Source organism: Nocardia sp. bgisy118 (assembly GCF_057708605.1).
Map to the genome: position 1 here is coordinate 35,664 of NZ_JBYISM010000004.1, position 20,367 is coordinate 56,030.

The 20,367-nt window shown below is 70.5% G+C and carries 21 protein-coding genes; 12 read left to right on the forward strand and 9 right to left on the reverse strand.

The window, feature by feature from the left end; genetic code table 11:
* Positions 1 to 792, reverse strand: a complete 792-nt coding sequence (locus tag AC3EO7_RS05975; RefSeq protein ID WP_431972303.1) for an SDR family oxidoreductase — start codon at positions 790 to 792, stop codon at positions 1 to 3.
* A gap of 93 nt (positions 793 to 885) precedes the next feature.
* Here AC3EO7_RS05975 and AC3EO7_RS05980 point away from each other — a divergent pair, with 93 nt between their 5' ends.
* Positions 886 to 1,779, forward strand: coding sequence for a helix-turn-helix domain-containing protein (locus AC3EO7_RS05980; protein ID WP_431972304.1), 894 nt, complete (start codon positions 886 to 888; stop codon positions 1,777 to 1,779).
* Between the two features lie 137 nt (positions 1,780 to 1,916).
* Here AC3EO7_RS05980 and AC3EO7_RS05985 read toward each other — a convergent pair whose 3' ends face one another.
* From AC3EO7_RS05985 to AC3EO7_RS06010, 6 genes are all read right to left on the reverse strand, one after another.
* The gene (locus tag AC3EO7_RS05985) at positions 1,917 to 2,912 is read right to left on the reverse strand and encodes a TAXI family TRAP transporter solute-binding subunit (RefSeq protein ID WP_431972305.1); all 996 of its coding nucleotides are present in this window, start codon (positions 2,910 to 2,912) and stop codon (positions 1,917 to 1,919) included.
* Positions 2,909 to 4,945, reverse strand: a complete 2,037-nt coding sequence (locus tag AC3EO7_RS05990; RefSeq protein ID WP_435590638.1) for a TRAP transporter permease — start codon at positions 4,943 to 4,945, stop codon at positions 2,909 to 2,911. The genes AC3EO7_RS05985 and AC3EO7_RS05990 overlap by 4 nt, the downstream gene beginning before the upstream one ends.
* A 69-nt stretch (positions 4,946 to 5,014) precedes the next feature.
* Complete coding sequence (locus tag AC3EO7_RS05995) at positions 5,015 to 5,377, reverse strand: VOC family protein (protein WP_435590639.1); 363 nt, start codon at positions 5,375 to 5,377, stop codon at positions 5,015 to 5,017.
* Entirely contained in the window at positions 5,374 to 6,324 is a 951-nt protein-coding gene (locus AC3EO7_RS06000) for an alpha/beta hydrolase (protein WP_435590640.1), read from the reverse strand. The genes AC3EO7_RS05995 and AC3EO7_RS06000 overlap by 4 nt, the downstream gene beginning before the upstream one ends.
* Before the next feature lie 10 nt (positions 6,325 to 6,334).
* Positions 6,335 to 7,111 carry a glucose 1-dehydrogenase gene (locus AC3EO7_RS06005; protein WP_435590641.1) on the reverse strand — a complete coding sequence of 259 codons (777 nt, stop codon included), beginning with the start codon at positions 7,109 to 7,111 and terminating at the stop codon, positions 6,335 to 6,337.
* 1 nt (position 7,112) lies between these two features.
* Positions 7,113 to 8,282: an LLM class flavin-dependent oxidoreductase gene (locus tag AC3EO7_RS06010; protein ID WP_435590642.1), complete on the reverse strand. Its 1,170-nt coding sequence runs from the start codon at positions 8,280 to 8,282 to the stop codon at positions 7,113 to 7,115.
* Positions 8,283 to 8,433: 151 nt separating this feature from the next.
* On the opposite strand from AC3EO7_RS06010, the gene AC3EO7_RS06015 reads away from it, so the two are divergent.
* The 5 genes from AC3EO7_RS06015 to AC3EO7_RS06035 all read left to right on the forward strand — a co-directional run bounded on the left by AC3EO7_RS06015 (position 8,434) and on the right by AC3EO7_RS06035 (position 12,930).
* A complete protein-coding gene (locus AC3EO7_RS06015; protein ID WP_435590643.1) occupies positions 8,434 to 9,183 on the forward strand; it encodes a glucose 1-dehydrogenase in 750 nt (249 codons plus the stop codon).
* Positions 9,184 to 9,200: 17 nt separating this feature from the next.
* The gene (gene kstD, locus AC3EO7_RS06020; RefSeq protein WP_435590644.1) at positions 9,201 to 10,889 is read left to right on the forward strand and encodes a 3-oxosteroid 1-dehydrogenase; all 1,689 of its coding nucleotides are present in this window, start codon (positions 9,201 to 9,203) and stop codon (positions 10,887 to 10,889) included.
* 11 nt (positions 10,890 to 10,900) lie between these two features.
* On the forward strand, positions 10,901 to 11,632 hold the full coding sequence (locus tag AC3EO7_RS06025; protein WP_431972313.1) for a glucose 1-dehydrogenase: 732 nt from the start codon (positions 10,901 to 10,903) through the stop codon (positions 11,630 to 11,632).
* A 16-nt stretch (positions 11,633 to 11,648) separates the two neighbouring features.
* Entirely contained in the window at positions 11,649 to 12,467 is an 819-nt protein-coding gene (locus tag AC3EO7_RS06030; RefSeq protein ID WP_435590645.1) for an SDR family NAD(P)-dependent oxidoreductase, read from the forward strand.
* Positions 12,468 to 12,558: 91 nt separating this feature from the next.
* Positions 12,559 to 12,930 carry a hypothetical protein gene (locus AC3EO7_RS06035; protein ID WP_431972315.1) on the forward strand — a complete coding sequence of 124 codons (372 nt, stop codon included), beginning with the start codon at positions 12,559 to 12,561 and terminating at the stop codon, positions 12,928 to 12,930.
* Positions 12,931 to 12,967: 37 nt separating this feature from the next.
* Here the strand turns inward: AC3EO7_RS06035 and AC3EO7_RS06040 are convergent, their stop codons facing one another.
* Positions 12,968 to 13,678, reverse strand: a complete 711-nt coding sequence (locus tag AC3EO7_RS06040) for an alpha/beta fold hydrolase (protein WP_431972316.1) — start codon at positions 13,676 to 13,678, stop codon at positions 12,968 to 12,970.
* Between AC3EO7_RS06040 and AC3EO7_RS06045 the strand changes: the two genes are divergently transcribed.
* The gene (locus tag AC3EO7_RS06045) at positions 13,643 to 13,855 is read left to right on the forward strand and encodes a winged helix-turn-helix transcriptional regulator (RefSeq protein ID WP_431972365.1); all 213 of its coding nucleotides are present in this window, start codon (positions 13,643 to 13,645) and stop codon (positions 13,853 to 13,855) included. The genes AC3EO7_RS06040 and AC3EO7_RS06045 overlap by 36 nt on opposite strands.
* Here the strand turns inward: AC3EO7_RS06045 and AC3EO7_RS06050 are convergent.
* Entirely contained in the window at positions 13,852 to 14,355 is a 504-nt protein-coding gene (locus tag AC3EO7_RS06050; RefSeq protein ID WP_435590646.1) for a WYL domain-containing protein, read from the reverse strand. The two genes, AC3EO7_RS06045 and AC3EO7_RS06050, sit on opposite strands and share 4 nt — an antisense overlap.
* Before the next feature lie 20 nt (positions 14,356 to 14,375).
* Between AC3EO7_RS06050 and AC3EO7_RS06055 the strand changes: the two genes are divergently transcribed.
* The 5 genes from AC3EO7_RS06055 (at position 14,376) to AC3EO7_RS06075 (ending at position 20,353) form a co-directional block, all read left to right on the forward strand.
* Entirely contained in the window at positions 14,376 to 14,663 is a 288-nt protein-coding gene (locus tag AC3EO7_RS06055; RefSeq protein WP_435590647.1) for a hypothetical protein, read from the forward strand.
* A gap of 126 nt (positions 14,664 to 14,789) precedes the next feature.
* A complete protein-coding gene (locus tag AC3EO7_RS06060) occupies positions 14,790 to 17,057 on the forward strand; it encodes a pyruvate, phosphate dikinase (protein ID WP_431972318.1) in 2,268 nt (755 codons plus the stop codon).
* Between the two features lie 4 nt (positions 17,058 to 17,061).
* Positions 17,062 to 17,826 carry a tyrosine-protein phosphatase gene (locus AC3EO7_RS06065; RefSeq protein ID WP_435590648.1) on the forward strand — a complete coding sequence of 255 codons (765 nt, stop codon included), beginning with the start codon at positions 17,062 to 17,064 and terminating at the stop codon, positions 17,824 to 17,826.
* A gap of 77 nt (positions 17,827 to 17,903) precedes the next feature.
* A complete protein-coding gene (locus tag AC3EO7_RS06070; protein ID WP_431972320.1) occupies positions 17,904 to 18,785 on the forward strand; it encodes a glycosyl hydrolase family 32 in 882 nt (293 codons plus the stop codon).
* A gap of 137 nt (positions 18,786 to 18,922) precedes the next feature.
* On the forward strand, positions 18,923 to 20,353 hold the full coding sequence (locus AC3EO7_RS06075) for an L-fucose/L-arabinose isomerase family protein (protein WP_435590649.1): 1,431 nt from the start codon (positions 18,923 to 18,925) through the stop codon (positions 20,351 to 20,353).
* Positions 20,354 to 20,367: the final 14 nt, after the last annotated feature.

Sequence of the window (20,367 nt, forward strand, 5' to 3'; positions counted from 1 at the left end):
TCACAGATCCGGGATCGGGAGGTCGAGGTTGGGGGTGATCAGGCCGCCGTCGGGCTCGAGCACCTTGCCGGTGAGGTACTTGCCCGCCGGGGACACCAGGTAGAGCGCGGCGGCGGCGATGTCCTCCGGTTCGCCGATGCGGTGCAGCGGCGTCTTGGTCTCCAGCTGGGTGCGCATGGCGTCGTTCGCCGCGACCACTTCGAGCGCCGAGGTGCGGATCGAGCCCGGTGCGATGGCGTTGACGCGGATGCGCGGGTTCAGGTCCAGCGCGGCAAGCCGGGTGTAGTGCGCGAGAGCGGCTTTCGCGGTGCCGTAGGCGGCGAAGGCACGGCCGGGCAACCGGCCCATGGTCGAGGTGATGTTGAGAATCGAACCGCCGCCCGCGGTTTCCAGGATATGTGGCACCGCGGCGCGCACCAGGGCGTGCGCGTTGCCGACGTTGAACGCGAACGCCTCGGCCATCGCCTCGGGCGTGGTGTCCAGCAGCGGGCACGGCAGCGCGCCGCCGACATTGTTGACCACGATGTCGAGCCTGCCGAACCGGTCCACCGCCGTGGCGGCCAGGCCCGCGGCCGCGTCGGCGTCGCTCAGGTCGGCGGGCACCACGTGGGCTCGCCTGCCCACGGCCGCGATCTGTTCGGCGACCTCGTCGAGCTGGCTCTTGGTCCTGGCCGCGACGAGCACGTCCGCACCGGCCTCGGCGAACGCGAGGGCGATGGCCCTGCCCAGCCCGCGTCCGGCGCCGGTGACGACGGCGACCTGCCCGTCGATGCGAAACCGATCGAGAATCATGCGCGCTCCGATCCAGTGTCGAATATTCGACACTGATTGTCCTATATTCGTCATCGTAAGTTCGACGACCGGACCGGCACAAGGGGAAGACCGATGCAGCACACCGAGCCCGACGAAGTCGCGCCCCGATCGCCCTCGCCACCGACCCGTCGCGTGGTCGAGATCGTGTCGCTGCTGGCGAGCGCGACGGAGCCGCTGCCCGTCGCCGCCATCGCCGAACGCCTCGGCATCGCCAGGGCCACGGCGACCGCGGTGCTCGCCGAACTCGACGCCGCGGACTGGGCGGTGCGCGTGCCCGACCGCGGCTATCGCATCGGGCCCGCGCTCGTCGCGCTGACCACGGCCCGCCTGCCGCGCGGGATCGGCGAGGTTCTCACCGAGCTGACCGCGAAGACGGGCTGTGGTGCGACGCTGAGCCGCATCGAACCCGATCACCTCACCGTGCTCGACGTCCGGCACGGACTGGACCGCACGGTGCCGGGAATCCCTGTCGGCCACCGGATTCCGCTCCAGTTCCCGGCGGGCGCGGCGGTCATGCCGTGGCGTTCGGCGGCCGAGCAGAACACCTGGCTGGCCACCACGGCCGAACCGGACCGGCGCACCGCGAGCGCCTTGCTCACGCTGGTGCGCGAGCGCGGCGTCGCGCTGTTCCGGCCGCGCGCCGACGACGCGGGCCTGGTCGACCTGCTCGCCGATCTGCTCACGGCCGTGGGAAGCGAACTGCTGCAACCGAATCTGCGCGCGCGGGCGCTGCGCCAGCTGGCCGCGCTCACCGCGCGCCCGTTCACCAGGAGCGAGCTGGACTCCGACGCCGACCTACCGCTGAGCTATCTCGCCGCGCCGGTGTTCGACGCGAACGGATCGGCGGCGTTCGAAGTGCAGCTCGGTCCGCTGCGGACCGGCACGACCAAACCACAGCGCGACGACTACATCGCCGCGACACTGGCCGCCGCACGAGCGCTGACGGCGGCCATCGCGGCGCGGTGAACGATCACGCGCGGTGAACGATCAGGCGCGGCGAGGACTCAGCAGCGGTGACCGACAGGCGCTGTGAGCGCTCAGCGGCAGTAACCGATCAGCGGAGCGAGGATCAGCGACAGTGAACGATCAGACGCGGCGAGCGCTCAGTTGGTCAGCGCGTGCTCGGCGCCGCGGTGCAGCGGCACCGGCGTGGTCTCGCGCGCGGTGTCCCTGCTGATGCCTTTGGCGGCCGAGTTCGCCTGTTCCAGTTGCGGTTTGCGATCGAAGAGGGTCTTGGTGAGCACGCACGCCAGGTCGGCGTCGAGGTCGTCGCGGACCAACAGGACGTTCGGGACGACGATGGTCGCCGCGTCGGCGGGCAAGCCGTAGGTGGCGGCGGGAATGGTGCCCGGTTCGTACACCGGGTTCACGGTGCGCAGGCGTGGGGCGAGGTCGGCGATGTCGAGGAAGCGGACCTTGTCGCGCGCCGAGGTGAACAGGTCGGTGATGCCGGGGGTGGGCAGGCCGCCGGAGAAGAACATGGCGTCGATCGAGCCGTCTTTCATGCCGTCGACGGTCTTGGTGAGATCGAGCCGCTGCGCGGAGATGTCGCGGTCGGGGTCGATGCCCGCGGCGGTCAGCACCCGCTGCGCGATGACCTCGGTGCCGGACTTCGGCGATCCGGTGGAGACGCGTTTGCCGCGCAGGTCCGCGACCGAATCGATGCCGGCCCCGGTACGCACGATCACCTGCGTGTAGTTCGGGTAGAGCCGCGAAAGCGCCTGCACCGGTTGCTTTTTGCCGTCGAAGCTGCCCGTGCCGAGCACGGCGTCGGCGGCGGTGTCGGCGAGCGAGAAGGCCACCTGGTAGGTGCCCGCCACCAGCTGCTGGATGTTCTGCACCGACGCGCCGGTCTCCGCCGCGGTGGCCTTCACCGTGCCGCCGGTGGCCTGCGCGACCTGCTCGGCGTAGGCGTTGCCGAGCGCGAAGTAGACGCCGGTGGCGTTTCCGGTCGCGATGCCGACGCGCGAATCCCGCGTCACCTCGCAGGTCACCGTGCCGCCCGCGTCGGTGCGCGGCGCGTCCTGGCGGCCACCGCAGCCCGCCAGCAGTCCGGCCGTCACGGTGGCGACGGCGACAATCGTTGCGACTCTTCTCACTTCGTCCTCCTTCGGGAGAGCATGGTGTACCCGGCGGCGGCCGCGAGCGCGGCGAGCCCGGCGATCAGCGCGGCGGGTTCCAGGTACAGCAGCGCCAGTCCGCCCGCCCCGGCGAGCACGCGCGCGGGCGCCGGGGCCGGGCCGATCCCCAGCAGCCAGCCGCCGCTCGCGGCGGCCAGGGCGGCGACGCCTGCACAGGCCACGACGCTCGTCCACAGCACGTCCAGCGCGGGGCCGGTGCCGAGCAGGTGTTCACCGGATTCGGTGAGCACGAACACGATCGGCACCAAGAACGCGGGCAGCGCGTACTTCAGCGCCTGCCACATGGTCGGCACCGTGCGGCCGCCGGTGACGGCCGACGCGCCGACCGCGGCCAGTGCGGTCGGCGGGGTGACCTCGGAGAGCACCGAGTAGTAGAAGACGAACATGGCCGCCGCGGGCGCGGGCACCTCCAGCGCGAGCAGCGCGGGCCCGATGATCGCCCAGCCGATGATGAACGAGGCGGTGACCGGCACCGCCAGACCGAGCAGCGCGAGGGCGATCGCGGCGAAGGCCACGGTGCACGCGAGCACGACGGTCTGGTTGTCCGACAGCGCCGAGGCGAATCGCACCAGCAGCGCGGCCAATTGGGCGCCGAGCCCGGTCTTGGTGGTCATCGCGGTGATCACGCCCGCGGCGGTGCACACCGCGACCACCGGAAGCGCGGAGCGGACGCCGTTGCCGAGCGCGTGGAAGACCGCTCGCGGCGAACGGGCCAGGCGGCGGGTGCGCGCGTCGAGGAACGACAGGGAGAAGGCCAGCGCGGTGGCGTAGACGACGGCCCGCGTCGCGCTGACGTCGAGGAGCAGCAGCACCACGATCACGATCAGCGACAGGAAGTGATAGCCGAAGCGGGCCAGCAACTTCCAGGCCGACGCGCCGCCGATCTCGACCGGACGCGTGCCGAGCCGCCTGGCGTCGATCTCCACCGCGAGCAGGATGCCCAGGTAGTAGAGCACGGTCGGGATCAGCGCCCACCCGAGCACGGTCACATAGGAGACCTCGAGATACTCGGCGACGATGAAGGCCGCCGCGCCGAGGGTGGGCGGCGACAGGATCGCGCCGACGCCCGCGGCGGCCAGCATGCCGCCCGCCTGCTCCGGCGGATACCCCGCGCGCCGCAGAATCGGCCAGGTCACCGCGCCCACGCTCACCGCCGTGGCGGTGCCGGAGCCGGACACCGTGCCGAGCAGGAAGCCGGAGGCCACCGCCGTGCGCCCGGCCGCGCCGCGCGAGCGGCGGAACGCCGCGACCGACAGATCGACGAAGAACTGCGCGGCGCCGGAGAATTCGAGCACTGCGCCGTACAGGGTGAAGAGCACGATGTAGGTGGCCGCGACGTCGAGCGGGGTGCCATAGAAGCCGCTGCCCGAGTTGTACAGCGCGTCGACGATCTGCGCGAAGTCCAGCCCCGCGTGCGCGATGGTCCACTGCTGCGGCAGCAGTCCGCCGTAGTAGCCGTAGGCGAGGAACGTCAGGCAGACCACGGGTAGCACCCACCCGGTGGTCCGGCGACAGGCCTCGAGCACCAGCACCAGCAGCACCGCGCCCATGGCGACGTCCACGGGATCGAGCAAGCCCTGCCGATCCAGGAACGCGTCGTATCCGCCACCGCCGGAACCGATGTCGAACGGCAGCACCGGATACAGGCAGACCGCCAGCGCCAGCGCCGCCAGCGCCCAGTCCAGCGCGCCCGGCCCGGAGGACCGGTCGAGCAGCCGCAGGCCCGAGCGATAGGCCAGGAACACCAGCGGCAGCGTGCCCGCGAGGAACACCACCAGGTAGTACTGGCTCCCCTGGGGCAGCGGCCGAAACACCTGCCACACCGCGAGGATCGCGATCGCGAAGGCCGCGACCGCGACCACCCGCTCGGGCCACCCGCTCAGTTCGCGGGCGGGACGCTCGGCGTCGTCCACCTCGAGCGTGTCGAGTGACGGCCGCTGCCGATCATCAGGCAGCTCCTCGTCGAGCTGCGGGTCCCGCGTGTCGGACATCGTGCGACGATATCAACGCGTCCCGTCCGATTCGCCCGATTTCACGACGGAGATTCGCTCGCGGCGCGCTCACCCCGAAATCTTTGCAGAATCATAAGGTTCGTACAGCACGACCGACCACGGCGTGCCCGGCGTCGCTTCGAGCGCGGCGCGGCGCTCGTGCGGCCCGGCGACGGGGTCCGCGAGCGCGACGCCCGCGCCGCGCAGCGCGGTGACGGTGGCGTCGAGGTCGGCGACCTTGACCGACAGCGCGGCCGCGTCCCCTTCCCGGTCGGACCCGGCCACCATGATTCGCGACGGCCCGACGTCGAACTGCGCCCACCGATCGCCGTCGACGAAGGTGGGCGCGACGCCGAACAGCGCGGTGAGCAGCGCGACGGTGGCGGGCAGATCGTCGGTGGGCAGGATCGTCCCGATCCGTTCGATGCTCATTCGTCGCTCCCGAAGGCTCGTCGGACGGCCGAAAACGCCGCGGCGGCAGCCGCTTCGGCGTCCGGCAGGTGATCGGCCATACTCACGAAACCGTGAAACTCCCCGTCGTAGCGAACCGTCTCGGTGGGGACACCCGCCGCGTGTAACCGGGCGGCGTAGGCCTCCCCCTCGTCGCGCAGCGGATCGAACTCCGCCGTGACGACGTGGGCGGGCGGTAGTCCGGACAGGTCGGCGGCGCGCGGCGGCGCGGCGTAGGGGTGATCCCGGTCGCCGCCATCGCCGAGGTACTGCTCCCAGTACCACCGCAGGTGCGCGGCCGTGGTGAAGTACCCGTCCGCGTTGTCCCGGTACGAGACGGTGTCGCAGGCCGGATCCAGCATCGGGTAGATCAGCAGCTGATGCGCCAGCGCGGGCCCGCCGCGGTCGCGGGACATCAGCGTCGCCACAGCGGCCAGATTGCCGCCGGAACTGTCGCCCGCCACGGAGATTCGGGCGGGATCGCCGCCGAGCTCGTCCGCGTGGCCGGCGACCCAGCGCACCACCGCGTAGGCGTCCTCGGCGGCCGCGGGGAACCGATGCTCGGGCGCCTGGCGGTAGTCGACCGACACCACGATCGCACCGACGCCGTTGGTCATCGTCCGGCAGAACCGGTCATGGCTGTCCAGGCTGCAAATCGTGAATCCGCCGCCGTGGCAGAAGACCACCACGGGCAGGCCGGGCCCGGCGTCGACGGGCCAGTAGATCCGCACCCGCACCTCGGGCGCCCCGTCCGGCCCCGGCACCGTCCGCTCCTCGACCCGGCCGACCGGGAGCGGCTCGACCGCCGCCGCGGGCCGCGCCGCCAGCAGGCGACGGGCCTCGGCAGCATCGAAGACCTCGGTGCCGAGCTTCGGGAAGCCGGCCGAGGCCAGCTCCACGATGGCGCGGGCTTCGGGTTTCAACGGCACGATCCGCTCCTTACTCCATGCCCGGCAGCTGCGCGCCGGGTGGAATGAACTGTCCGGCGGACAGGCCGCCATCGATCGCGAGTTCCGCGCCGGTGACGAAGGCCGAGGCATCCGAGGCCAGGAAGGCGACCAGATCGGCGACCTCGCCGGGCAGGCCGACGCGCCCGAGCGGAAGCGCCGGGAAGCTCCCCGGACCGGTGTTCAATCCGAGGTGACCGATCATCGGCGTGTGGATCGGACCCGGATGCACCGAGTTCACCCGGATGCCCGCGGGGCCGAGCTCGAGCGCCGCGGTCTTCGTCAGTCCGCGCAGACCCCACTTCGAGGCGCCGTACGCGGCGTGCCCCATCAGGCCCTGCAAACCGGCCTGCGAGGAGATGTTCACGATGGACCCGCCGCCCGCGGCGGCCAGCGGACCGGCCACGGCCTTGATGCCGAGGAAGGAGCCGACCAGGTTGACCCGCAGAATCCGTTCCAGCTCTTCGGCGCTGGTGTCGGTCAGCGCCTTGGTGGTGTAGATCGCGGCGTTGTTCACCAGCACGTCGAGGCGGCCGAAATCGCGTTCGGCGGTCTGCACCGCCGCCGCCCACTCGGCTTCGCTGCTCACGTCGTGCGCCACGAAACGCGCCGCGTCGCCGAGGGATTCGGCTACGGCCTTGCCTTCGTCGGCCAGCACGTCGGTGATCACCACGCGGGCGCCGAGCTCGACGAACAGCCGAGCCTCGGCCTCGCCCTGCCCGCGCGCCGCGCCCGTGATGATCGCGACTTTCCCGTCGAGGGAGGTCATCTCACTCCTCGTTCTTCCGGCTGTAGTGTCCGTTCCGGCTCGCTGCGCTCGCTCGGAAGTGCGGAATCACCGTCTCGCCCCAGTGCCGGATGGTCTCCAGGCAGGCTTCCTGCGGCACGGTGCCCATCTGGATCAGGCACAGGATCTCGTCGGCGCCCGCCGCCTTCAACCGTTCGACGTAGGCGATGGCGTCCTCCGGCGAGCCGTAGGCGTGCTCGGCGTTGAACACCGAGGTCGCGCCGGTCTTCACCGGGATCTTGGCCTCGTGCAGGTAGGCGACGTGGTCGTCGGCGGCCTGCTTGATGGCGGCCAGCTCGTCGGCGTTGGGGTCGACGGCCTCGTCCGGCACGGGGCCCGCGCCGTACCAGTGCTTGATCGACTGCGCGAAGAACCGCTGGCCGCGCGCGCCGATCTGCTGCGCCTTCTCGCGATCCTCCAGCACGATCGTCGGGCACAGCGCCGCGAAGTGATCGTTGACGACGGTGGAGACGAACTTCTCGCCGGTCCGTTCGGCGATGGCCTGGTCGTAGGTGCGGCGCAGCTCGGCGATCTCCTCGACGCCCGCGAAACCGAGGACCAGCGCGCCGATTCCGTAGTCGGCGGCCAGCTTCAGGGTGTCCTTCTTGGTGCACGCCATGAACAGCGGCGGGTGCGGTAGCTGGACCGGGCGCGGCAGCATCGGGTGCGGGTCGATGTCGAGCAACTCACCGTGCCACTCGAATTCGCCCTCGGGGTCCTGCCAGGCCTTGCCGATGATGCGCAGCGACTCCTCGACCTCCTGGTAGGTGCGGTCGGGGTCGACGCCGCACATGGAGGTCTCCTGCGGGGTCGCGCCGCGGCCCGCGCCCAGGTTCACCCGGCCGTTGGAGAGCACGTCGAGCATGGCGGCGCGTTCGGCGGCGCGCACCGGGTGGTTGAAGTTGAACGGCATGCAGACCACGCCGTGCCCGATCCTGATGCGTTCGGTCTGCGCGGCCACCCAGGTGAGAAAGATCTCCGGGGCGCTCATGTGCGCGTACCACTTCAACCCGTGATGCTCCACGGCCCAGACGGTGTCGAAGCCCATCTCCTCGGCGAGCACGGCCTGCTCAACGCAGTCGCGCAGCACCTGCCGTTCGTGCTCGGCCGACGGGTCGGTCATCTGCGCCTCGAAGATCATCGAGAACTTCATGCATTGCCTCCACTTCTCAATATGCCTAGTAGGAATATTTCCGATGCTGCCGTGGAGGTCAGGTGCATGTCTCGCTGGCTGAGACTGCGCACCCCCGCGCCGATGCCGGAGACCTAGCTTCGAAGCGAGGCAGCAGAAAGGAAGGACCGCAGTGGGTCGACTCGAAGGCAAGGTCGCGCTGATCACCGGTGGCGCGCGCGGGATGGGCGCCGAACACGTGCGCCGCTTCGTCGCCGAAGGCGCGCGGGTGGTGTTCGGCGATGTGCTCGACGAGCAGGGCGAGCAGCTGGCGGCCGAGCTCGGCGCGGCCGCGCGCTACGTGCACCACGACGTGACCAGCGAAGCCGGCTGGACCGCGGCGGTGACCGCCGCGACCGAGACGTTCGGCAAGCTCGACGTGCTGGTGAACAACGCGGGCATCTTGCGCTTCCAGAGCATCGCGGACATGAGCCTCGCCGATTTCAGCACCATCCTGAACGTCAACGTGACCGGCACCTGGCTGGGCATCAAGACCGCAGCCCCCGCGCTCACCGCGGCGGGCGGCGGCTCCATCGTCAACATCTCCTCGGTCGAGGGTTTCATCGGCGCGGCGGGGCTCTCCGCCTACAGCGCGAGCAAATTCGCGCTGCGCGGCGTCACCAAATCGGCCTCCCGCGAGCTGGGCAAGGCGGGCATCAGGGTGAATTCCGTGCACCCCGGCGGCATCGCCACGCCGATGACCGCCAACGCCTCCTCCGGCGTGGACGGCGACAAGTTCTTCGCCGGACTGCCGATCCCGCGCTGGGGCAGGCCGGAGGAGGTCACCGAGGCGGTGGTCTTCCTGGCCTCCGACGCCGCGGGCTACTGCACCGGCACCGAGGTCGTCGTCGACGGCGGCATGCTCACAGGCGCAGGCTACTGAACGAGAAAGGCAGACCGATGTCTCAGCAGAAGACCACCGAGGCCGCCTACGACGTGGTGGTCGTCGGTTCCGGCGCGGCGGGCATGACCGCCGCGCTCACCGCCGCCTACCGCGGCCTTTCGGTGGTGCTGATCGAGAAGAGCCGCAGCTTCGGCGGTTCCACGGCGCGCTCCGGCGGCGGGGTGTGGATCCCGAACAACCCCGTGCTGGTGCGCGAGGGCGTGCCGGACAGCCCCGATCTGGCCCGCGTCTATCTGAAATCCGTGGTGGGCGACCGGGTTCCGCAGGCCAAGCAGGACGCCTTCCTGGACAACGGCCCGCGGATGATGACGTACCTGAGCGGCCGCACCCCGCATCTGGAATTCGTCTACGACCGCGGCTACTCCGACTACCACCCGGAACTGCCCGGCGGCCTGGCCCAGGGGCGCAGCATCGAGCCCGCCATCGTCGACGGCCGCCTGCTCGGCGACGACCTGGCGCTGATCAACCAACCGACGATGTCCGGCCCCAAGGGAATCGCCTTCACCGTCAGCGACTTCCACGATCTCAACATGATCGCGCGCACCTGGAAGGGCAAGCGCACGGCCATGAAGGTCGGCGCCAAGGCGGTCGCGAACAAGCTGCGCGGGCGCCTGCCGCTCAGCCTCGGCAAGGCGCTCGTCGCCCGGCTGTGGCTGGCGCTGCGCGACGCGGGGGTGCCGGTGTGGCTGAACACGCCGCTCACCGAGTTGCTCACCGAGGACGGCGCGGTGGTCGGCGTGCGCGCCGAGCGCGACGGCGCGCCGATCGTGCTGCGGGCCCGGCGCGGTGTGGTGCTCGCCGCGGGCGGCTTCGAGCACAACCTGGAGATGCGCAAGCAGTTCTTCGCCGAGCCGGTGAGCACGGACTGGACCGTCGGCGCCACCGAGAACGTCGGCGACGGCATCCGCGCAGGCGAAGAGGTCGGCGCCGCACTCGATCTCATGGACGACGCGTGGTGGGGCCCTTCGGTGCGCAACCCCGACGGCCCGCCGTTCTTCTGCCTGGCCGAACGCTCGCAGCCCGGCGCCATCATGGTCAACGACGCGGGCGAGCGGTTCACCAACGAATCGGCCAGCTACGTCGACGTGGTGCACACCATGTACGAGCGGAATGCGTCCGGAATCGGCCACGTGCCAGCGCATTTCATTATGGATCAGCGCTTCCGCGACCGGTACCTGTTCCTCGGCACCTTCCCGAAGCAACCCATTCCGCAGAAGTACTTCGACGCGGGCATCATCAAGAAGGCCTACACCCTCGCCGAACTCGCGGCGCAGATCGGCGTTCCGGCCGACGCCCTCACCGCCACCGTCCAGCGGTTCAACGGCTTCGCGGCGGCCGGGCGCGACGAGGACTTCCACCGCGGCGAATCCGCCTACGACCGCTACTACGGCGACCCCACCGTCACGCCGAACCCGTGTCTGGCGCCGATCGATAAGGGGCCCTTCTACGCCGTGGAGATGGTGCCGGGCGATCTCGGCACCAAGGGCGGCCTGGTCACCGACGAGCACTCCCGGGTGCTGCGCGCCGACGGTGCGCCGATCGCGGGACTGTATGCGGCGGGCAACAATTCGGCCGCCGTCATGGGCAACAGCTACGCGGGCGCCGGCGCCACCATCGGCCCGGCCATGGTGTTCGGCTACATCGCGGCCAACCACCTGGCCGATCTCGACCAGGCCCAGGCGTGAAAGGACACGACATGGACAGAGTCAGCGGTAAGACGGTCATCGTGACCGGCGGGGCGCGGGGCATGGGCGCGGCGTTCGCGCGCAAGCTCGCGAGCCAGGGCGCGTCGGTGGTGATCACCGACGTGCTCGCCGAGGAGGGCAAGGCGGTCGCCGCCGAACTGGGCGAGCGGGGGCTGTTCCTGCCGCTGGACGTGACCGACGAAAGCGCTTGGCAGTCGGTGGTCGCCGAGGCCGAGCGGGCCTTCGGCCCCGTCTGGGGCCTGGTCAACAACGCGGGCATCGTGCACGTCGACCCGATCGAGAAGCTCGCCGAAGCGGACTACCGCAAGGTGATCGACGTCAACCAGGTGGGCGTGTTCCTCGGCATGAAAGCCGTTGTGCCATCGATGCGCCGGGCGGGCGGCGGCTCCATCGTGAACATCTCCTCCATCGGCGGCATCATCGCCTTCTCCAACATCCTCGGCTACGTCGCGTCCAAATGGGCGGTGCGCGGCATGAGCAAGGCGGCGGCGCAGGAGTTCGGGGCGGACGGAATCCGGGTCAACTCGGTGCATCCCGGCGTCGTCGCCACCGAGATGACCGCCGCGTCGGATCGCTCGAACTCGATGGTGCACGATCAGCCGCTGCCCCGCGCCGCCACGCCCGACGAGCTGGCCAACGTGGTGCTGTTCCTGATCTCCGACGAGTCGGCGTACTGCACCGGCGCGGAATTCGTCGCCGACGGCGGCTTCACGACCAAATGACACGAGGACAACTGCTGTGAAGAACTTCCAGGACAAGGTCGCCGTCATCACCGGCGCCGGTGCGGGGATCGGGCGGGCGCTCGCGCTCGAATTGGCGCGCAACGGTGCGCGTCTCGCGCTGTCCGGGCGCGACCTGGCCAATGTCAGCGAGACCGCCGCGCTGTGCGAGCGGGAGGGGGCGAAGGCGCGCGCCTACAAGCTCGACGTCACCGACCGCGCCGCGTTCTACGCGCACGCGGAGGAAGTGCAGGCCGAATTCGGTCCGGCCAACCTGCTGGTCAACAACGCGGGCGTCTCGCTGACGGCCACCGTCGAGGAACTCAGCTGGGAGGACTTCGAATGGATCGTGAACATCAACTTCTGGGGCGTCATGCACGGCACCAAGGCGTTCCTGCCGCAGGTAATCGCCTCCGGTGACGGCCACATCGCCAATGTCTCCAGTATGTTCGGCCTGGCCGCCTGCCCGAGCCAAGGCGCCTACAACGCAACGAAATTCGGTATCCGCGGCTTCACCGACGCGCTGCGCCAGGAGATGAAGATCGCCGGACACCCGGTCGGGGTGAGCAGTGTGCACCCGGGCATGGTGAAGACCGAGATCGCATGGAAGGCCCGCGCGGGCGGCGACCGTGACCGCGATGCCCTGGCCGCCAACTTCGATCGGCTCGCCAAGACCACCCCCGAGGCCGCGGCGAAGATCATCCTGCGCGGCATCCAGAAGGACAAGGCCAAGATCCTCGTCGGCGCAGACGCCCGCGTCATCGATCTGCTCCCCCGCCTCTTCGGGTCCGGCTATCAGCGAATCATCACGGCTCAGATGAAGAACGAGGTCAACTGAGCAAACAGGGCGTTACGGGCGCGGCAACCGGTGGCAAGCTGGAATTGTGCGTGCTCAGGATGTCCGAATCGGGGAACTCTACGTAATCGAAGTGCCCCATCGGTTGCCCGCGCGCGCCGCCAGGGTGCGCGCCGGTGAGTGGGAACTGTGGCGGCTGCGCGGTTGTCGCTTCCGCGCGGTCGTCACCGCGCTCGACACCACCGTGCGGCCCGCCGTCGTCGAAGCGCTCCGGGTGACGCGCCACAGCGTCACCCGGGTCGACCTGTCCGCCGACCAAGCCGCCGCCCTCGGTCTCCCCGACGGCCGATTCCACTTGCTGGGCATGATCTTCGACGACGACGGCCACCCCATCGAACTGCCCGACCTCGAGCCGATCCACGCGTGCGTCCGCTGGCTCTACCCTCTCGCCGAACAACGCCCGCCCGGCACACACCGTGACATCGACTTCCACCCCGCGCTGTGAAGCACATCGAAAACGTTGTGCCCGTGGATCATTCATATCAGCAGCGGCCCACACCGGATGATTTCGCGCTGGACAGGAACTCGGCCACGGGCGGGAGCACGTCGCGGGAGCGGTCCCAGCAGCCTTGGTGGTCGGCGTCGGCGACGGAGAAGAAGCGCGCCTCGTCGGTGCGCTCGGCGAATTCTCGCATCGGCTCGTGCCAGGGATCGGCCGTACCGGCGTACATGAGTACCGGTATCCCGGCTGTGGCAACGCCGATATGCAGGCCGGGTTCACGAGAGAACATCGCGTAATTGGCGCGGAACGCATCTCGCACGCCGGACGCGATCAATGCGGCCTGGTACGGATCGGCAGCGGCGGCCTGCTCCATTACCGGGTAGGCATCGGTGTCCGGCGGCAGACCCAGTTCGGCGAGGGTGGGCTCGACCGCGGACCGGAATCCGCCGACGGGATCGAAACCGCCCGCCACCAGGCACGTCAACCGCTCCGGTGCGTGGGAGGCGACCGCGTACCCGGTCATGGCGCCGAGCGAGTATCCCCAGAACGCGGCACGGTCGACACCCACGTCATCGAGAACGGCCGTCACCGACTCCACTCGGCGTTCCAGTCGATAGTCCTCGGCACGCGTGGGCGCGTCACTGTCGCCCAGACCCAGCGGATCGACCGATATCACCGTGAAATCGGAGACGAGAGCTCTGGTGTACCCGCTGATCTGGAACGCAACGGACTTGTCACCCGCACCGTCCATCCGGACTCACCACCCCGCGTCGAATACGCCACCACGCAACTGGTCGAAGACATCCGAGAACCGCTCGAAGCGCTGACCGACTGGGCCAGGATCGCAGCCCCCGCTATCAGCGCGGCACGCAGCAGCTTCGACAACCGAGAAAGAAACAGCTCCAACCCATTACAGGACACGACTTAGGCCGGATCGCCTGCGGCGCGCAGGAGTTTGGCGGCGAGGGTGCGCAGGTGGTCGGCCATCTCCGGCGGGTCGCGGACTTCGAAGGGGAGGTCGAGGTGGGCGATGCGCAGGGCGGTCCATTCCAGGGAGTCCGCGGTGGTGCGCAGCAGGCAGGTGTTCTCGTCGAGGGGCTGGACTTCGGCGGTGCGGACCCGGAAGCGGTCGGCGAGCTCGGCGGCGGAGGCGTGCACGAGTAATTCGACGTGCTGGACCGGGCGAGCCAGGGCGAGCGAGCGGATGACGAAGGCGGCGGGCAGGTCTCGCGGCGGGCAGCGGAGGCCGATGGGCAGCGGGGACGCGATGCGATCGACGCGGAAGGTGCGCCAATCAGCGCGGTCGACGTCCCAGGCGACGAAGTACCACCGGCGCCCGGCCGACACCAGGCTGTGCGGCTCGCCAGCCTGCGTGACTCGGCGTCGTCTTTGTCGCGGTAGGGCAATGAGGACCGGAACCGTCCTCATTGCCGCCTACCGTGGCGCCGGTGAACGCAGAGACCATGGAGATCATCGGCGCCAGGGTGCACGTGGACGGCGGCAATACGGTGATCGTCATCGAGCACGACCTCGAGGTGGTCGAACGGGCCGACTGGGTCATCGACCTGGGGCCCGAGGCGGCAAGCACGGTGGCGAGATCGTTTTCGCGGGGACTACGTGGAGCGCGCGCCCCGAGCCGGCGGACGACGCGCGGCGGGTTCGGCTCACCGAGAGCGGCGCTCGTCCTGCTGAACGGGACGACGGGTACGCACCTCCGACGCGCACGGGCAGGCTGAAAGGCGCGTCGATGCTGTGCCATTCGCCCGGCACGCCGGTGTGCCGTTCATCGGGCACGCCGGTCGTCGGCCCGCGTCCCCGCCGACCGCGGTGGTGAGTCGAGAACGTGAACCCGAAGGAGTGACATGACGATCGGAGTGGAGCCCGTGGAGCGACCCGAACGCGCCGCCCTGGAGAGCACCGCACCGTCCGTTGCCGAACTCGACGGCACCTGCGCGCTGGGCCGTGACCGCATCGGCGGCAAGGCATGGAGCGTCGACCACATGCGGGCGCTCGGCCTGCCGGTGCCGCCCGCGTTCGCCGTCACCACCGAGGGCTGGGCCGACTTCCGCGCGCGGGGTGCGCTGAGCGAGGAGATCTGGCTCCAGGTGCGGGCAGGCGTCGCGGCGCTGGAGCGCGGCACCGGGCGACGCTTCGGCGACGCCCAGCGCCCGCTGCTGGTGTCGGTGCGTTCCGGCGCCGCGGTGAGCATGCCCGGCATGATGGACACCGTCCTCAACCTCGGCATCAACGACGAGGTGGAGCGGGCGCTCGCCGCCGAGACGCGCAACCCGGGGTATGCCGCGGACACCCACCGCCGATTCCGCTCGCAGTACCGCGAGATCGTGCTCGGCGACCCGCAGGGCGCGGTCCCGAGCGACCCGTGGGAGCAGCTGCGCGGCGCGGTCGCCGCGGTCTTCCGGTCCTGGGATTCCGCGCGGGCCAAGACCTATCGCCGCAGCCGCGGCGTCTCCGACGACCTCGGCACCGCGGTGACGGTGCAGGCCATGGTGTTCGGCAATCTCGACGCGCTCTCCGGCACCGGCGTGCTGTTCAGCCGCAACCCGAACACCGGCGAGCGCGTCGTGTTCGGCGAATGGCTGGTCGGCGGTCAGGGTGAGGACGTGGTCTCCGGCCGCACCACCCCGCGCCCGCTCGACGAGCTCGCGGTCACCATGCCCGACGTGCACGAGCAGCTGCTCGCCGCCGCCGACCTGCTGGAACGCGACGGCCGCGACATTCAGGACATCGAATTCACCGTGGAATCCGGCAGGCTCTGGCTGCTGCAATCGCGGCCCGCGAAGCGCTCGGCCCGCGCCGCGGTGCGCGCCGCGGTCGCCATGGCGAGCGAAGGGCTCATCGATCCGGCGACGGCGCTGCGCCGCGTCGACGCCGAGCAGGTGCGCACGGTGCTGCGACCGGCCTCCGGCGCGGAGACCGATCGGCCGCCGCTGGCCCGCGGCGAGTCGGCCTGCCCCGGCCTGGCCTCCGGCGTCGTCGTCACCGATCCCGACGAGGCCGAAACCCGCGCCGCGGCAGGCGAAGACGTTGTTCTCGCACGGCCGACCACCAGCCCCGACGATCTGCACGGCATGATCGCGGCGCGGGCCATCGTCACCGAACTCGGCGGCGCCACTTCGCATGCCGCGCTGGTGAGCCGGGAACTGGGCAGGCCGTGCGTGGTCGGCTGCGGCCCTGGCGTGGTGGCGGCGCTCGCCGGACGCGTGGTCACCGTGGACGGTGGCGCGGGCGCGGTGTGGCTGGGCGAGATCACCGGAAAGGCCGTGGAGCAGAGCGTGATCGAGGACGTGGCGCAGCTCGCCCGCTGGGCCGCGGTGGCTCCTGACGAACTGGTCGGCCTGCTCGCCGAACGGTCCGCCGACGCCGAAAACCCCTCTTCGGCAACGCATTCGACCGAGAATGGACGAATGACAGCAGGGACCTCGCCTGCGTCCGATCACGCTCTGCCGCACACCACCCCGCGCGACGGCCGGACGCAGCAGCACGCCACCCCCGTTCACCTCCCCGCCTCCGACCTCGACCTGCTCCGCCTGATCGGCATCAAGGGCCGGGTCAACCCCGACGCCGTGGCCGACAGCCTCGCGGACGCTGCGGCCGAGACCGCCTGTGCGGATCTCGTCGTCCGCGGACTGTGCGCGGCCACCCCGGTCGGCGTGCGGCTCACACCCGAGGGCCGCGGCGAGCTCGCCCGCCTGCTCACCGCGGAGCGCGAAACGGTGGATGCCACCGTGATCGCGGCGGCCTACGACGAATTCTGCGTGTACAACGCCGAACTCAAGGAGATCATCACCGCCTGGCAGATGAAGGACGCCGCGACCGTCAACGACCACGCCGACATCGCCTACGACACCGCGGTGCTGGACCGGCTGCGCGCCGCGCACGGCCAGGTCGCGCCGCTGGTGCGCCGGATCGGCGAGATCGCGCCGCGGTTGTCGCGCTACGCGGGCCGCCTCGAACGCGCGGTGGAGCGCATCGACGGCGGCGATCACACCTGGGTGGCGCGTCCGATCATGGACAGCTACCACACCGTGTGGTTCGAGCTGCACGAAGATCTCATCGGCCTGTGCGGGCTCAATCGCGCCGACGAGGCCGCGGCGGGCCGGGCCCACTGACGCCATGCACACCGACAGTTCCCCGCGGCGATGGGTCGAGTTCGCCGAGATCGACAACGTTCGCGACCTCGGCGGGCTGCCCGTGCCCGGTGGCGGCGTCACCCGCTTCGGCGCGGTGTACCGCGCCAGCACCCCGCAGCACCTGACCGAGGACGATCTGGTCCTGCTGACCGGCCGGGTGGGTCTGCGCACCCTGATCGACCTGCGCAACCCCGACGAGGTCGAGCGGGAAGGCTATGGCCTGCTCACCGGCGCCGACGTCCGGCTGGTCAACCTGCCCGTGCGCAAGGCGGCGGCGACCACCGTCACCCCCGCCGATCTCGTACCCGACGCCAAGCACTACGACCTGGTGTCGCTCTACCGCGAACTCCTCGACGGCAGCGTCGCATCCGTGCTCGCCGCCGCGCGGCTGATCACCGACACCGATCGGCATTCGGTGGTCTTCCACTGCGCCGCGGGCAAGGACCGCACCGGCGTCCTGGCCGCGGTGCTGCTGGACGCCGTCGGCGTGCCCGCGGAGGTGATCGCGGCGGACTACGCCCTGTCCGGCGAGCGGATGGCGCGGGTCCGCGCCCGCCTCGACGCGCTGCCGTCGTATCACGGGCTGCCCCCGGTGCGCACCGGGATCCTGGCGGTGCAACCCGATGTGATGATCGCGTTCCTCGAACGGCTCCGGGCCGACCACGGCGGCGCGGAGGGTTGGCTGCGCGCGCACGGCCTCGGTGACCGTGAGCTGGCGGATCTGCGCCGGGTGCTCGTCGAGAACTGACCGCTCGCTGGTTCCGCGCGGTCCGCGGCTCGGGCCAACCCGGCCCGCCGCGGCCCGCGCGGCGGGATCATGGTCATATGGCGACGCGCGAAGTGGTGCGAGCGGGCCGGTTCACCAGGATCTACGACCCCAGCGCGGGCGAGGCACACCCGTGGTACATCAACGACCACACGATCGTCCAGGACCGGGACGGCGGCTGGCACCTGTTCGGTATCACCCACCGCGAACCCGCCGATCCGTTCCACGAGATCGAGTTCGCGCACGCCACCGCGCCGGACCTGCACGGTCCATGGACCAAACGGGAGCCCGCGCTCCGGGTCGATCCCGGCTACCACGGCGAAACCCACCTCTGGGCGCCATACGTGATCCGTTCCGGCGCAACGTATTTCATGTACTACGCCGCGGGCGGCGCCGACCGGACCAGGGCGGCGATCAATCTGGCCACCTCCACCGACCTGGCCCACTGGGAGCGCGCGCCGGGCGGGCCGCTGTTCCGCGACGGCTACGACGCCCGCGATCCGATGGTGCTGCGCATCGGCGAGAAGTGGGCGATGTACTACTGCGCGACCGGCACGCCCGCGGGCGGTCATCACGTCGTCGCCTACCGGCTCGGCACCGACCTGTGGCACTGGGGCGAGCGGCACATCGCCTACGCCGATCCGACGATCGGCACCGAGGCGGGCAACACGGAGTCGCCGTTCGTGGTGCGGCACGAAGACCGCTGGTACCTGTTCGTCGGTCCGCGGCCCGGCTACGTCGGCACCGATGTCTTCCGCAGCGACAACCCTTTTCGCTTCCGCATCGGTGACAAGATCGGCCACGTGGCCGCGCACGCCGCCGAGGTCGTCCGCGACGCGGGTCGCTGGTGGGTCACCAGCGCCGGATGGGGGCAGGGCGGTGTGCATCTCGCGCCGCTGACGTTCCCGCCGCCGCCCGCGGGCGTCGCCGTGCCGCGCTGACCGAGACGCGCCGCGCAGGCTCCCCGCTCGGTGACGATCCCGGCTCCGATTCGCCGAAAGAGGCCGATTCGGCTGGGTGGCCTGGTATCTGTTGAGCGAGTCGACTATCCGCCCACCCACCGCGGGGAGGTAACGGCATGGCCCGTATCGGCGTGATCAGTGTTTCCGACGGCCGCGACTATGTGCACACCGGCATCGCGGACTTCATCCGGACCACCGAGGACCGCCTCGTCGACGCCCTGACGGCGGCGGGGCACGAGGTGGTGCGCGGCACGGAGATCATCAGCGACAACGCGCTGGCCGGATCGGTGGCGCGCGAGGTGTCCGCGGCGGGCGTCGATCTCACCGTGCTGCACTACGCGGTCTGGGCGTTCCCGCACTTCAGCATGCTCGCCGCGGGCGCGATTCCCGGACCGCTGCTGTTGCTGTCGAACATCGATCCGGTGCAGCCCGGCATGGTGGGGATGCTCGCCGCGGGCGGCGCGCTGGACCAGATCGGCCGCGCGCACACCCGGCTGTGGGGCGATCCAGCGGATGCCGCGCTGATCGAGGCGATCGGGGTGCGGGCCACCGCGGCCGCGGCCGTCTCGGCGTTGCGCGGCAGCACTTTCGGACGCATCGGCGGGCGGCCGATGGGCATGAACACCGCCGTCGCGAACACCGATCAGTGGCAGCGGTTGTTCGGCATCGACGTCGAGGAGATCGACCAGTGGGAGATCGTGCGGCGGGCCGAGAGCGCCGACGCCGGTGAGGCGAAGGCCGCGCGGGAGTGGCTGGAGCGCCACGCCACGGTGCACTACGACGGCGCCAAACTCACCCCGGAGCTGCTCGAGCGCCAGATCCGCTCCTATCTGGCGATGCGCGAGCTGATCGCGCTGTGGCGGCTGGACTTCTCCGGCATCAAGGGCCAGCCGGAACTCACCCAGTATTTCGCGACCATGGACGTCACCGAGGCGTTCCTCAACGACCCCTACGACTGGAACGGGCCCAAGGACACCCACGTCTGCGCCACCGAGGCCGACATGGATGGCGCGCTCACCATGCAGCTGCTCAAACACCTCGCGGGCACCCCGGTGCTGTTCGCCGACGTCCGGCACTACCACGCCGACCGCGACATCTGGGATCTGTGCAATTCGGGCCAGCACGCGACCTGGTTCGCCGCCCGCAGCGCCGATCCGGCGGAGAACCTCGCCAGGGTGCACCTGTACCCGGAGGTGTTCTTCTTCCCCGCGGGCGGCGCCTCGGTGCACCATCTCGCCGCGCCGGGCACGATGACCCTGGCGCGGCTGACCCGCAAGGACCGCGACTACCGGATGCAGCTGATGCTCGGCGATTTCGAGACCTACGACGAGCAGACCAACGCATCGCTGATGAAACAGTCCACCAGAGAGTGGCCGCACGCGTTCGCCCGGCTCGACGCGCGCGCCGAGGATTTCCTGTCCCGCTTCGGCGCCAATCACATTCACGCCGTCCCCGGCGACCACCGCGCCGCGGTGCGCGCGACCTGCGACCTGCTCGGCATCACGCTCGACGAGTTCTCCCGCGTCCCGTCCGGCGATCCGCGATGACGCGCGGTCGCGCG

Coding starts and splice junctions, on each gene's coding strand:
- AC3EO7_RS05980 (WP_431972304.1), top strand. CDS start 886: ATGCAGCACACCGAGCCCGACGAAGTCGCGCCCCGATCGCCCTCGCCA.
- AC3EO7_RS06060 (WP_431972318.1), top strand. CDS start 14,790: ATGACGATCGGAGTGGAGCCCGTGGAGCGACCCGAACGCGCCGCCCTG.
- kstD (WP_435590644.1), top strand. CDS start 9,201: ATGTCTCAGCAGAAGACCACCGAGGCCGCCTACGACGTGGTGGTCGTC.
- AC3EO7_RS05975 (WP_431972303.1), bottom strand. CDS start 792: ATGATTCTCGATCGGTTTCGCATCGACGGGCAGGTCGCCGTCGTCACC.
- AC3EO7_RS05990 (WP_435590638.1), bottom strand. CDS start 4,945: ATGTCCGACACGCGGGACCCGCAGCTCGACGAGGAGCTGCCTGATGAT.
- AC3EO7_RS06050 (WP_435590646.1), bottom strand. CDS start 14,355: ATGAGGACGGTTCCGGTCCTCATTGCCCTACCGCGACAAAGACGACGC.
- AC3EO7_RS06025 (WP_431972313.1), top strand. CDS start 10,901: ATGGACAGAGTCAGCGGTAAGACGGTCATCGTGACCGGCGGGGCGCGG.
- AC3EO7_RS06005 (WP_435590641.1), bottom strand. CDS start 7,111: ATGACCTCCCTCGACGGGAAAGTCGCGATCATCACGGGCGCGGCGCGC.
- AC3EO7_RS05995 (WP_435590639.1), bottom strand. CDS start 5,377: ATGAGCATCGAACGGATCGGGACGATCCTGCCCACCGACGATCTGCCC.
- AC3EO7_RS06065 (WP_435590648.1), top strand. CDS start 17,062: ATGCACACCGACAGTTCCCCGCGGCGATGGGTCGAGTTCGCCGAGATC.
- AC3EO7_RS06075 (WP_435590649.1), top strand. CDS start 18,923: ATGGCCCGTATCGGCGTGATCAGTGTTTCCGACGGCCGCGACTATGTG.
- AC3EO7_RS06040 (WP_431972316.1), bottom strand. CDS start 13,678: ATGGACGGTGCGGGTGACAAGTCCGTTGCGTTCCAGATCAGCGGGTAC.
- AC3EO7_RS06010 (WP_435590642.1), bottom strand. CDS start 8,282: ATGAAGTTCTCGATGATCTTCGAGGCGCAGATGACCGACCCGTCGGCC.
- AC3EO7_RS06070 (WP_431972320.1), top strand. CDS start 17,904: ATGGCGACGCGCGAAGTGGTGCGAGCGGGCCGGTTCACCAGGATCTAC.